This is a genomic window from Acidovorax sp. AC410 (assembly GCF_979253235.1).
In genome coordinates this window covers 1,352,515-1,365,136 of record NZ_CEEDCG010000001.1, presented here as the reverse complement: position 1 = coordinate 1,365,136, position 12,622 = coordinate 1,352,515, and the positions used below count along the sequence as shown (strand labels likewise).

8 protein-coding genes are annotated in these 12,622 nt (G+C 68.3%); 2 read left to right on the top strand and 6 right to left on the bottom strand.

Annotated features, from left to right (window positions below):
• Positions 1-5: 5 nt before the first annotated feature.
• The 3 genes from AC0IZS_RS06340 to thiL all read right to left on the bottom strand — a co-directional run bounded on the left by AC0IZS_RS06340 (position 6) and on the right by thiL (position 1,803).
• A complete protein-coding gene (locus AC0IZS_RS06340) occupies positions 6-542 on the bottom strand; it encodes an RNA polymerase sigma factor (RefSeq protein ID WP_471634853.1) in 537 nt (178 codons plus the stop codon).
• Entirely contained in the window at positions 539-742 is a 204-nt protein-coding gene (locus AC0IZS_RS06335) for a YgaP family membrane protein (protein ID WP_471634852.1), read from the bottom strand. Before AC0IZS_RS06335 ends, AC0IZS_RS06340 begins: the two co-directional genes overlap by 4 nt.
• Before the next feature lie 104 nt (positions 743-846).
• Positions 847-1,803: a thiamine-phosphate kinase gene (gene thiL, locus AC0IZS_RS06330; RefSeq protein ID WP_471634851.1), complete on the bottom strand. Its 957-nt coding sequence runs from the start codon at positions 1,801-1,803 to the stop codon at positions 847-849.
• Positions 1,804-2,000: 197 nt separating this feature from the next.
• Between thiL and AC0IZS_RS06325 the strand changes: the two genes are divergently transcribed.
• Positions 2,001-9,002, top strand: a complete 7,002-nt coding sequence (locus AC0IZS_RS06325) for an ExeM/NucH family extracellular endonuclease (RefSeq protein ID WP_471634850.1) — start codon at positions 2,001-2,003, stop codon at positions 9,000-9,002.
• Positions 9,003-9,023: 21 nt separating this feature from the next.
• Here AC0IZS_RS06325 and AC0IZS_RS06320 read toward each other — a convergent pair whose 3' ends face one another.
• Positions 9,024-9,911: a LysR family transcriptional regulator gene (locus AC0IZS_RS06320; RefSeq protein WP_471634849.1), complete on the bottom strand. Its 888-nt coding sequence runs from the start codon at positions 9,909-9,911 to the stop codon at positions 9,024-9,026.
• Between the two features lie 168 nt (positions 9,912-10,079).
• On the opposite strand from AC0IZS_RS06320, the gene AC0IZS_RS06315 reads away from it, so the two are divergent.
• Complete coding sequence (locus AC0IZS_RS06315; RefSeq protein WP_471634848.1) at positions 10,080-10,280, top strand: hypothetical protein; 201 nt, start codon at positions 10,080-10,082, stop codon at positions 10,278-10,280.
• Here AC0IZS_RS06315 and AC0IZS_RS06310 read toward each other — a convergent pair.
• Together AC0IZS_RS06310 and AC0IZS_RS06305 are read right to left on the bottom strand one after the other, a co-directional pair.
• Complete coding sequence (locus AC0IZS_RS06310; RefSeq protein ID WP_322591250.1) at positions 10,237-11,361, bottom strand: YbdK family carboxylate-amine ligase; 1,125 nt, start codon at positions 11,359-11,361, stop codon at positions 10,237-10,239. The two genes, AC0IZS_RS06315 and AC0IZS_RS06310, sit on opposite strands and share 44 nt — an antisense overlap.
• The gene (locus AC0IZS_RS06305) at positions 11,358-12,620 is read right to left on the bottom strand and encodes a cation:proton antiporter (RefSeq protein WP_471634847.1); all 1,263 of its coding nucleotides are present in this window, start codon (positions 12,618-12,620) and stop codon (positions 11,358-11,360) included. The genes AC0IZS_RS06310 and AC0IZS_RS06305 overlap by 4 nt, the downstream gene beginning before the upstream one ends.
• Positions 12,621-12,622 lie beyond the last annotated feature (2 nt).

Below are 12,622 nucleotides of genomic sequence, written 5' to 3'. Positions count from 1 at the left end.
CGGGATCAGTCGGGCGACGAGGGCACGAGGTACTCCCGCACCAGGCTGCGCGCGCGGTGCAGCCGGCTCTTCGCCGCCTCGCGCGTGGTGGAGAGGCGCTGGGCCATCTCCTCGATGGTGAGCTCCTCGAAGTCGCGCAACAGCAGGGCTTCGCGGTACAGGGGCGGCAGCGAGTCGATGGCCAGGGCCAGGTCGTGGCGCAACTCGTGGTCGGGCCGGTGCGACCAGGCCAGCGCATCTTCCACCTGCTCCAGTGGCTCGCCCCTGAGCCAGGCCAGCGCCGGGCGCATGCACAGCCGCTGCACGATGCGCACCACCCAGCCGCCAAAGGCCGCCACCTCGCGCAACGCGCCCACGCGGCGGTAGACGATGATCAGCGCCTCCTGCACCACATCATCGGTCGCGGTGGTGGCCGCGCAGTGGCGCAGCGCATAGCGGCGGATGTCGGGCCGCGCCAGTGCCAGCAGGCGCTCCATGGCCTCGGTGTCGCCCGCCCGCGCGGCGGGCAGGAGCTGCGCCAAGGTGTTCGAGGCAGTGCTCATTCCACCGGCTTTCTGCCCACCATGGCGCAGGCTGGGCAGTAGCCGAACATGCCGGTCACGATGCCCATGGCGCCCGATGCCGCCAGCACCAGGCCCAGCGGTGTGGCACCCAGCCAGAAGAGGCTGGCGGCGATGAGGGCTACCCCGGCGACGACGCGCAGCAGGCTTTCGGGACGGGTGATGTTCTTGCGGTACAGCATGGCAAAGCTCCTTGGGGGTTGAAAGAGAAAACGCCAGCACGGGGCGCCTTCCCTGACAAGAGCGGGCCTTGGGGCCAAAGGATTCATGCTGCGAGAAAAAATTGTCAGCCGAAGTGGTCGAACGAGGCGTAGCGGTGGTCCACCGGCCGGCCTTGCCCATCCACCAGCCGCAGGCCGGGTTCCGCCTCGATCCCCCCGATGCGTGCCACCGGTGTCTGGCTGGTCTGCGCAGCAGCCAGCACAGCCGCACGCTGCGATGGCGGTGCGGTGAAGGCCAGTTCGTAGTCGTCGCCTCCGGCCAGGGTGCACTGGCGCAGCAGCTCGGGGTCCGCCACGGTGCTGCCATGGGCCATCAGGGCGCCCGTGAGCGAGGTGTCGATGCGTGCCCCCACGCCGGATGCCTTGAGGATATGGGACAGGTCGCCCAGCAACCCGTCGCTCACATCCATCGCGCTGCTGGCCACGCCGCGCAGCGCCAGGCCCAGGGCCACGCGCGGCGTGGGCTGCTCCAGCCGCAGGCGCGCGGCGGCCAGCACCTCGGGTGCCAGCGTGGTGTGGCCCAGCAGCGCCTCCAGCGCCAGCCGGGCATCGCCCAGGGTGCCGCTCACATAGAGATCGTCGCCCGCGCGCGCGCCGCTGCGCAGCAGCGCCTGTCCGGCAGGCACTTCGCCGAACACCGTGATGCAGATATTGAGCGGACCCTGGGTGGTGTCACCACCGACCAGCTCGCAGCCATGGGCATCGGCCAAGGCCAGCAGCCCGCGTGAAAAACCGGCCAGCCAGGCCTCGTCCACGCGTGGCAGCGCTAGCGCCAGCGTGAAGGCCAGGGGCCGGGCTCCGCAGGCCGCCAGGTCCGACAGGTTCACGGCCAGGGCCTTGTGGCCCAGCGCCTCGGGGGCCACCTCGGCAAAAAAGTGGCGGCCCTCCACCAGCATGTCGCTGGAGACGGCCAGTTGCATGCCCGGCGCAGGTGCCAGCAGCGCGCAGTCGTCCCCCACGCCCAGCGCGGCGCGGTACACGGGCCGCGTGAAATAGCGTGCGATCAGATCGAATTCACCCATGGGTCGATTGTGGCGTGCCCCGTGTCCATTGGCACCGACAGCGTGACATATCTCTGCAACACACGGTGCCTAGAGTCACCGCTTCGTGCCCGGCTCGACCAAGAGCCAGCAGGCCTCTTGCAACTGCGCGGTGAAAACTGGCTTTCCCCCGCGCCTTCCCTTCACACCCCACCCGCACGCATGCGGAGGAAACGAGCATGACCACCGTCTACCACGCCCTGTCGACCAGCAACTTCACCCAGGATTGGACCGATATCGGGCTGATCACCGCCAATGACAACTGGGATGGCGTGCCCTCCGTCGTCGGCTACCTGGGTGACATCGATGCGGCCTCCACCACCCCCTATGCCGGTGGTGATCCGCAGACGGTGCTGGGCGCCAGCAGCGGTGCCGTGGACGTGATCGCCAACCAGACCAATCCCAGCACCAACACGTCGGGCGGGGTGGCGGAATTCCATCTCACCAACCCCGTTGTGGCATTGCAGGGCTCGGGTACGGCCGATGCCCCCGGCCTCGTGATCCACCTCGATGCCACGGGGCGCAAGGACATCGTTGTCAACTACAAGGCGCGCGACGTCGATGGCGCGGCAGACAACGCCATCCAGCCCGTGGCCCTGCAATACCGGTTGGGCAACAGTGGCAACTTCACCAATGTGCCTGCCGCTTACGTGGCCGATGCGTCCGAGGGCGGCACGGCGACCAAGGAAACCGCCGTGTCGGCCACCTTGCCGGCCGACGCCAACGGTGCTGCACAGATCCAGTTGCGCATCATCACCATCAATGCTGCCAGCAGCGACGAGTGGACCGGCATCGACGACATCGTGGTGAGTTCCACCGCGGCCGGCCCTGTCGGCCCGAGCCTGGCCTACAGCGGCTCCCTCAACGAATCCCAGGCCTTCGACGGCCACATGGCCCCAGGTGCCAAGATCACCATCACCCTGACGGGCGAGACCTTCACCGGCACCGACGGCGCCAGCCTGCTGTCGGCCGCCACCGTCAGCAACGTGCCTGCCGGCCTCACGGCGGTGCTCACCCGCACCAGCGCCACCACGGCCGAGCTGGGCTTCACCGGTACGGCCACCAGCCATGCCAACGCCAACGACGTGGGCAACCTCACGGTCACGTTTGCCGATGGGGCATTCACCGGCGGCTCCGCTTCCGGTGTCGCGAACGCCACCCAGAACAGCCTGAAGATCAACTTCAGCGACGAAGGGGCTGCCGGCAGCGCGCTGACCTTCACCCCCAACGCCGGTACGGCGCTCGGCAGCTCCGACGCCTCGGCCGCGCTCGCGCTCGACGCCAACTGGATGGTGGTGGGCGACGATGAAGCCAGTGTGCTGCGCGTGTACGACCGAGCAGGTGGGGCGGCCGTCAAGGAATGGAACTACGGCACCGCATTGGGCAATGGCGGCGAGCTGGACCTGGAGGCCGGCACGCGCATCGGCGACACCTTCTACTTCACCGGCTCGCACAGCAACAACAAGAGCGGTGCGGACCAGGACAGCCGCGAATTCATCGTAGCCGTGCAGATCACCGGCACGGGTGCCGACACGCAGTTCACCTACCTGGGCAAGCACAGCGGCCTGGAAGCCCAGCTCGTGGCCTGGGACCAGGGCAATGCCCATGGCAAGGGCGCCGGCTACTTCGGCTTCTCGGCCTCGTCGGGCTCCGGCGTGATTCCCGAGAACGTCAACGGCTTCTCCATCGAAGGCATGACCGCCTCGCAGGATGGCAGCAAGCTGCTGGTGGCCTTCCGCGCGCCGCAGACCGATGCCAACACGCGCGACAAGGCCGTGGTGCTGGAACTGGCCGTGGCGGGCCTGGTCGATGCATCGGGCGGCGGCGCACCCAATGTGAGCGCAGTCCATGAACTCAACCTGGGTGGCCGTGGCATCCGCTCCATCGAGAAGGCCGGCGACGGCAGCTACCTGATCCTGGCCGGCCCCTCGGGTTCGGCCAGCACCGAAGTCACCCATGACTTCCGCCTGTTCCGCTGGGACGGCGTGAGCACCACCCCCACCGAGCTGGACGTGAACCTCGACGCCCTGCGCGACGGCACGGGTGGCAGCTTCGAGACCATCGTCGACGTGCAGAGCACGGCGCAGGGCACCCTGGTGCAACTGCTGCAGGACAATGGCGACAGCACCTGGGGCGGTTCCACCGCTTCCAAGGACCTGCCCGCAGCGCAACAGAAGTTCGTCGGCAACTGGGTGCAGATCGGCGCCCATGTCACCGACAGCACGGGCCCCGCGCTGGCCAGCAGCACGCCTGCCGACGATGCCGGCAGCGTGGGCAAGGCGGCCGATATCGTGCTGCGCTTCAACGAAGGCGTGGCACGCGGCACGGGCGATTTCGTGGTCAAGAAGGTCAGCGACAACAGCGTGGTCGCGACCATCGCCGTGACCGACACCAGCAAGGTCACCGTGGCCTTCAACACGGTGACCATCAACCCGGCGAGCGACCTGGACGTGGGCACGGCCTACTACGTCGAAGCGGCTGCCGGCACCCTCAAGGACCACTACGGCAACAACTGGGCCGGCCTGTCGGGCAACGCGGCGCTGAATTTCACCACCTCGGCCGCACCCCTGCCCAAGCTGCTGGTCACCGAGGTCAACTCCAACGCCACGCCGGGCGACTTCTTCGAGCTGTACAACTACGGCAGCGAAGAGATCGACCTCTCGGGCTGGACCTGGACCGATTCCGCGGCCGACCCCACCAAGCTCGGTACCTTCGCCAGCGGCACCAAGATCGCCGCGGGCGGCAAGCTGGTGGTGGCCGGCGAGGTGACCGATGCGACCGCCTTCAAGGCGGCCTGGGGCCTGGACGCCAACACCAGCGTCGTGGCCGTGGGTGGCCCCGGCCTGGGCAAGGGCGATGGCGTGGTGGTGCTCAATGGCAGCGGCCAGGTGGCTGCGGCCATCAACTACAGCGGCACGGCCTTCACCAACAACGGCACCAGCGTCGCTCCGATGGCCAAGACCAGCGGCGGCACCGTGACCGGCTCCGAGCATGCGGGCGTGGCCTTTGGCGGCACGGCCACCACCTCGGCCGTGTGGGACGGTCTGTCCACCACCAACCCGACCTACAAGGCCGCCGCAGTGGGTGAACTGGGTGCCTTCGCACAGACCGGCACGCCGGCCAACATCGGCTCCCCCGGTACGCTGGTGATTCCACAGCCCAAGCTGCTGGTCACTGAAGTCAACTCCAACGCCACGCCGGGCGACTTCTTCGAGCTGTACAACTACGGCACGACCGAGATCGACCTGTCGGGCTGGAAGTGGACCGACTCGGCTGCCGACCCGACCAAGCTGGGCACGTTTGCCAGCGGTACCAAGATCGCTGCCGGCGGCAAGCTGGTGGTGGCTGGCGAGGTGACCGACGCCACGGCCTTCAAGGCTGCCTGGGGGCTGGACGCCAACACCAGCGTCGTGGCCGTGGGCGGCCCCGGCCTGGGCAAGGGCGATGGTGTGGCCATTCTGGATGGCAGCGGCCAGGTGGCCACGGCCATCAACTACAGCGGCGCGGCCTTCACCAATGGCAGCACGGTGGTGGCGCCCATGGCCAAGACCGGTGGCGGCGCGGTGACCGGCTCCGAGCATGCGGGAGTGGCCTTTGGCGGCACGGCCATCGCCTCGGCCGTGTGGGACGGCATCTCCACCACCAACCCGACCTACAAGGCCGCCGTGGTCGGCCAACTGGGCGTGTTTGCGCAGACCGGCACGCCGACCAACATTGGCTCGCCGGGCCTGACCAGTGCTCCGGCCGTTCCACCGGGCGCGGCCCCCAGCTACACGCAGACCTTCGAGAACGCCGCAGGCTTCAACGAGTTCACGGTGTTCAGCAAGGACGCCGACAGCGCCAGCAGCTGGTACTACAGCGCGGCCACCAAGACCGCCGAGGTCAACGGCTTTGGCGACACCGCCAATGCCAACGACTGGCTGGTCTCCAAGGCCTTCAACCTCGATGGCACGAGCGCCGAGTTCCTGAGCTTCAACACCTGGACGCGCTTTGCCGACACCGGCATCGCCGACCCCGAGGTCAAGCTCTACTACTCCACCAACTACAGCGGCTCGGGCGACCCCACGGCCGCCACCTGGACGCAGCTGTCCTATACCCATTCCCCGGCAGACAGCCAGGTGACCACGCCCTCGGGCCTGATCGACCTGTCGGCCATCCAGGGCAGCAACGTCCACTTCGGCTTCCAGTACCAGGCCTCTGGCACGGCGAGCAACAGTTCCTCGAGCTGGCGCGTGGACGACTTCAAGCTGGAGAGCTTCACGGGCCCGGTGGTGTCCATCGCCGCCACCAGCGCCGACAAGCCCGAAGGCAACAGCGGCACCACCGACTACACCTTCACCGTGACGCGTGCGGGCGATGCCTCGGCCGCTGCCTCGGTGCAGTGGGCCGTGGCGGGTTCGGGCGGCTCGCCCGTGGCGGCCGATGACTTCGTGGGCGGTGCGCGGCCCTCGGGCACCGTGGCCTTTGCGGCCGGCGAGACCAGCAAGACCATCACCATCGGCGTGCAAGGCGACACCCAACTGGAGCAGGACGAGGCCTTCACCGTCACGCTGTCGGGCGCGTCGGTGGGCACCACCATCATCGGCGGTGGCACCGCACAAGGACTGGTTCGCACCGACGAAGCGCCGATCACCCGGATCCACGAGATCCAGGGCAGCAACGACACCGCACTGCTCATGGGCAACGCGGTCACCATCGAAGGCATCGTGACCGGCTTTGCCCCCAATCTGCAGGGCTTCTACGTGCAGGAAGAGGCGGCCGACCAGGATGGCAATGCCAATACCTCCGAAGGCATCTTCGTCTACTACGGCAGCACGCCCATCGCCGGCCTGGACGCGAACAGCGTGGGCGACAAGGTCCGCATCAAGGGCACGGTGGCCGACTTCAAGGGCCAGACCCAGCTGACGGGCCTGTCGGGCTTCACGCTGGTGCAGGACAACGCCGGCCTGCCCGCTGCCACCGTGGTGACCTTGCCCGTGGCCAGCGCCGTGAGCTGGGAGGCCTACGAAGGCATGCTGGTGACCGTGCAGTCCGGCACGGCCGGCGGCCAACTGGTGGTCACCGACAACTACCACCTGGGCCAGTACGGCCAGGTCACGCTGACCTCGGACGCCGTGCAGTCGCAGTACACCGAACTGCATGCGCCCAGCGTCAGCGGCAATACCGACTACCTGGCCGAGCTCAAGAAGGACCAGATCATCCTGGACGACCTGAACGGTTCGCAGAACCCCGCGGCCCACCTCGGCCGCGGCGGCCAGCCGCTGTCGGCCACGAACACCTTGCGCGCGGGCGACGGCGTGGCCAGCGTGACCGGCATCGTGGACCAACTGGTGGACGCGGCAGCGGCCCCGCACGAAACCAGCTACCGCGTGCAGCCCACGCAGGCCGTGAACTTTGCGGGCGATGCGCGCCCCACCGCCGCCGACATCCCGGCCAGCATCCGCAACGCCGAGATCAAGGTCGGTTCTGCCAATGTGCTCAACTACTTCACCACGCTGGGCACCGGCAGCTTCACCACGCCCGACGGCGTGACCCAGTCCGGCCGTGGCGCCACCAACCCCGCTGAACTGGCGCGCCAGCAGGCCAAGGTGGTCGAGAACCTGGTGGGCATGGATGCCGATGTGCTGGGCCTGATGGAAGTGCAGAACAACGGCTTTGGCGACGGCACCAGTGCCCTCGATTCGCTGGTGGACGCGCTCAACGCCAAGGCCGGTGCCGGCACCTATGCCTACATCAAGGCACCGTACAACAACGGCGCGGCACCGGGCGATGCGGCGACCGCCGGCACGGACGCCATCATGGTGGCCATCCTCTACAAGCCCGCCAAGGTCACCCCCGTGGGCCAGGCCGCCGTTGCCAATCCGACGGTGTACACCGCCTTCTCGGCGGCCTTTGGCAGCCGCGTGCCGGTGGCGCAGACCTTCAAATCGAATGCCGACAACGAGGAGTTCACCGTGGTGGTGAACCACTTCAAGTCCAAGGGCAGCGTGAACGACCCGGACATCGGCGACGGCCAGGGCGCCAACAACCTGGCGCGCGTGAAGGCCGCCGAAGACCTGTCGGCCTGGCTGGCCACCAAGCCCACCGGCACCACCGATAGCGACGTGCTGCTGGTCGGTGATTTCAACGCCTACGGCAAGGAAGACCCGATCACCAAGCTGGCCGCCAACGGTTACAGCAAGGTGTCCACGGGCAACTCCTACTCGTTCGACGGCCTCTGGGGCTCGCTCGACCATGCGCTGGCCAGCGGCAGCCTGGCCGGCCAGGTGAGCGGCACCTACAAGTGGGGCATCAACGCCGAAGAGCCCGCCGTGCTCGACTACAACATGGAGAACAAGAACGACGCGCAGGACGCCAGCTACTTCAATGCCGACCCCTACCGATCGAGCGACCACAACCCGATCCTGATCGGTCTGAACCTCGGCAGCACGCCGGCATCCGGCGGTGGTGGCAGCGGTACGCCCACCCCGCCGACCATCCCCGTCATTCCCCCCACGGCGCCTGGCGAGCCTGCCACGTTGCAGGGCTCCAGCGGCAACGACACCATCGTTGTGCCCGACCTGCCCCTGACCCGTGTGGTCACGGGTGGCGGTGCCGACACGGTGACGGGGGGCAGTGGCGTGGACACGGTCGTGGTCTCCGCCACGCTGGCCGACGTACTGCGCCTGGGCATCAGCCAGGACAGCAGCGGCAAGGTGGTGATCAACACCCCTACGGGCGCTGTGACCCTGAGCGGCGTGGAACGCGTGGAGCTGCAGGGCAGCCTGTTTGCCTTCGACGTGGCGCTGCCCTCGGCGACCAGCGAGGGCGGCAAGACCGGCCAGATGCTGGCCCTGGCCTACACCATCTTCGGCCAGAAGCCGGACACCGCCGCCCTGAGCCAGTGGGTACACAAGGCCGACAGCATGGCTGGGCTGGACGCGCTGGCCCAGTCCTTCATCGATGCGCTGGCCCCTGGCATCGGCAACGACGGCCTGGTGAGCTTCCTGTTCCAGAGCGTCACGGGCGTGGCCCCCACGGCCCAGCAGGTGCAGGAGTTCGCATCGCTGATCGGCCCTGGCAAGGCCTATGCCACGCAAGGCGCCTTCCTGGCGGCGGTGGCCAAGCTGCCGATCGCCACGGAGGGCCTGGCCGAGCTGGTGGGCGTGGTCCAGCCCCTGGACGCTGCCGTGTTTCTGTGACCAAGGCGCGCCCGGGTTGCTTCAGCCCAGGGCGCTGACGCCGCTTTCGAACCACTGGGCCCAGTGGTCGATGCAGGCCTTGATCTTGGGCAGGCGGTGCCTGCGCGTGAGCGTGATCGCATGGATGGGGGAGGTCTGTTCATCCACCCAGACGGCCAGCACCGGTGCCAGCACGCCCTGCTGCACCAGGGGCTCGGCCACCAGCGTGGCCAGCCGCGCAATGCCCAGGCCCTGCAGCGCCAGGCGCGCCGTGATGCCGGTGCTGCCGGAGCGCCAATGCCCGTCGGCCACCACGACGTGGGGCTCGCCGTCGACGATGAAGGGCCAGCGGTTGAGCTGCGCCACCGCGCTGTTGGTGATGAGCCGGTGGCGGTGCAGCTCATCCGGGTGCTGCGGCGTGCCGTGGGCATGTAGATAGCCCGGTGTGGCATAGAGCCGGCGCACCAGGGTCCCCAACGGGCGGGCCACCACGGTATCGCTGGTGGGTGGGCCGGTGCGGATGGCGATGTCGATGCCATCGCGCGCCATGTCGGCCATGCGGTCATCCACCACCAGTTCCACGCGCAGCAGCGGGTGCGCCTGCTGCAGGCTCTCGAAGCTGGGGATCAGCAGGTGCTCGGCCACCACCGAGCTGGCGGCCACGCGCACCGAGCCGCTGGCCTGGCCGCTCTGGCTGGCGAATTCGCCTTCGAGCTCGTCCATGGTGCTGGTCAGGCGCCGGCAGTATTCGAGGAAGGTCAGCCCCTCGGCCGTGGGCGTGAGGCCATGCGTCGAGCGGTGGATCAGGCGTGCATTGCAGGCCTTCTCGATGCGCGCCAGCGTGCGGGAGACCTGGCTCACGGGCACATCGCGCTCGCGCGCCACGGCCGAGAGTGAGCCCAGGTCCGCCACGCGGACGAAGAGGTGCATGTCTTCAAAGCGGATATCGCGCATCGACCAATGGTAGCGGGCGCCGAGCCCGGGGTGGCAAGGCCTTTGCAGACGCTGCAAAACGCCCTTGCAGCGGGCGGCGTTTCGCCGCCGCATGCCCCTGCCTACATTGGCTACATCCCGTTTCGAACCGCAAGGATGCGCCCCATGTCGCAGCACGATGAACTCTACCCCTCCGACCTGCATCGCCTCAAGGCTGCTGCCATCCGCGAATCCCACCGTCTGCGCAACGAAGCGCTGTGGAGCGTTCCCGGGTGGCTGCGGCACATCACCGCCCAGGCCTTGGGGCGCCTGAGGGCGCGGTTCAGAGCCGTGCGCCGCGAAAGCGCTGCGCCGCCTGCCGGCTGACCTCGGCCAGCAACTGCTCTTCGCGCTGGCGCTCGCGCAGCCAGCGGGCGTCGTTCTGGCCGGCCTCGGTCTCGGTGCGCAGCATGTGCATGGCGTTGGCCGCGCCCTGCATCGCGGCATGGCTTGCGATCTTGTCCATGGTCATCATGATGTGCTCGCGCAGCGGCATGTGGTCGCCGGTGGACGGGTCCACGTAGACCGCGTCCATGCCGAAGCGGCAGGCCTGGAAGCGGTTGTAGGTGTAGACCAGGTAGTCGTCCTCCTCGGGCATGAAGGGCTGGTCCGCGAGGAACCAGGCACCGAGTGACTGCACGTAGCCTGCCAGCGCAGCGGCGCGCTCGATGGTCAGCGGCGTGTCGAACACGCGGATCTCGATGGTGCCGAACTCGGGCTTGGGACGGATGTCCCAGTAGAAGTCCTTCATGCTCTTGACCACGCCGGTGCGCGTCATCTTGTCGAAGTAGGCCGTGAAGTCCTCCCAGGTCAGCGCGAAAGGCGCCCGGCCCGACAGCGGGAAGGCGAACACCGAATTCAGGCGTGCCGAGTCGAAGGCCGTGTCCTGCCCCTGCACATAGGGGCTCGACGCGGACAGCGCGATGAAGTGCGGGATGTAGCGCGACATGCGGTGCAGCATGAGCAGCGCGGCGTTGGCGTCGGGGCAGCCGATGTGTACGTGCTGGCCGAAGATGGTGAACTGCTTGGACAGGTAGCCGTACAGCTCCGACAGCTCGCGAAAGCGCGGCTTGTCGTAGATGCGCCGCTCATGCCACTGCTGGAAGGGGTGCGTGCCGCCGCCCACCACGGCGATGTTGAGCTTGTCGGCGCTCTTGACCAGCGCATCGCGGATCGGCGTGAGCTGGCCCAGCACCTCGCTGGCCGAGTGGCAGATGTCGGTGGAGATCTCGATCATGCTGTTCGTCATCTCGGGCACCACGCTGCCGGGCAGCGGTGTCTTGTGCATCAGGCGCAGCATGTCCTCGGCATAGGGCGCGAGATCGTAGTCGTTGGTGTTGACGAGCTGCAGCTCCAGCTCGACGCCCAGCGTCAGCGGTTCGGAATGGTTGAAGGCTTCAAGGCTCACGCGTTGTCTCCGTTGCTGCTGGTGGTGGCGGCGTTCGACAGTGGCGCCCAGGGTTTCGAACTTTCGCCCGCGCGGTAGATGGCCACCGTGGCGATCACGGCGCCCAGCACCTCCATCAGCAGGATGGCGGGCAGGGCCACGCGGGCGATCAGGTGGCCGGTGGACGGCGAGGCCACCACGAACTGCGAGGCGATCAACAGGGCGATGGAGGACATGGGCGTCATTGCGCCACCGACCCACAGGGCCTGGCGCCAGCTGGCGCCGCTGCCCACGTTGCCCAGGGCCACGCCCAGCACCTTGGCCACTAGGCGCACGGCGATCAGGGCCAGCACCACGCCGGCCACCGGGCCGCTCCAGTCGGCCTGCGCGGCCACCGTGGAGACCAGCACGAACATCAGCATGGTCAACAGCGACGACGCATTACCCAGCTGGCGTGGCCAGGCCCAGGGGCGCGGGTTGAGTTGCTTGAGCAGAATGCCGCCGAGCAGCGCGGCCAGCGGGGCCGAGCCGCCCATGTGCGCCGCCACGGCCGTGCCGGCGGCGATCAGCGCCAGCAGCAGCATGGAGGTGTTTTCGCTGGCCGGGCTCATGATGCGCAAGGCCATGCGCATCACCAGCGCCAGCGCAGCCGCCACCACCACCGAAACGCCGAGCACCACCACCACCGGGTACATGGTGTCGATGAGCGTCAGGCTCTGGCGGTTGATCTGCTCGGCGCGGGCACTGCCCAAGGTCAGCGCGTACAGCGTGGACAGGGTGGCGAGCACGATGGCGCGCTCGGTCACCGGGCCGGCGGCGCGGGTGTCGGCCACCACGCGCGTCAGCACCGCGGGCGAGGCGGCCAGCGCCACCAGGGCAAGGGGCCCTGCCACCTGCGTGGGCTGGTTGAGCCAGACCAATACCCAGTACACGGCAAAGTAGGTCAGCGTGGATTCGGCAATGCTCTGCACCAGCACCATGGGGTTGTGGCGAAACCAGCGCAGCGGGATGCGCCCGCCGCATTCGAACAGCACCAGGGCAATGCCCAGTTCCAGCAAGAACAGGCCGATGCCCTGCAGCGGCCACAGGGCACCGCTGAAGCCGGCCAGGCCCGCAGCCGTGCCCACCAGCGAGTAGCCCACCACCTTGGGCAGGCCAGTGTGGCGCTGGCACAGGTAGCCGGCCATGGCGGCCACCGCCAGCAGCAGGGACCATTGCACTGTGGGGAGCCCGGCCGAGGGGCGCAGCCACTGCGCCCAGAAGCTCAGGATTTCATTCATGT

Coding starts and splice junctions, on each gene's coding strand:
- AC0IZS_RS06340 (WP_471634853.1), bottom strand. CDS start 542: ATGAGCACTGCCTCGAACACCTTGGCGCAGCTCCTGCCCGCCGCGCGG.
- AC0IZS_RS06335 (WP_471634852.1), bottom strand. CDS start 742: ATGCTGTACCGCAAGAACATCACCCGTCCCGAAAGCCTGCTGCGCGTC.
- thiL (WP_471634851.1), bottom strand. CDS start 1,803: ATGGGTGAATTCGATCTGATCGCACGCTATTTCACGCGGCCCGTGTAC.
- AC0IZS_RS06325 (WP_471634850.1), top strand. CDS start 2,001: ATGACCACCGTCTACCACGCCCTGTCGACCAGCAACTTCACCCAGGAT.
- AC0IZS_RS06320 (WP_471634849.1), bottom strand. CDS start 9,911: ATGCACCTCTTCGTCCGCGTGGCGGACCTGGGCTCACTCTCGGCCGTG.
- AC0IZS_RS06315 (WP_471634848.1), top strand. CDS start 10,080: ATGTCGCAGCACGATGAACTCTACCCCTCCGACCTGCATCGCCTCAAG.
- AC0IZS_RS06305 (WP_471634847.1), bottom strand. CDS start 12,620: ATGAATGAAATCCTGAGCTTCTGGGCGCAGTGGCTGCGCCCCTCGGCC.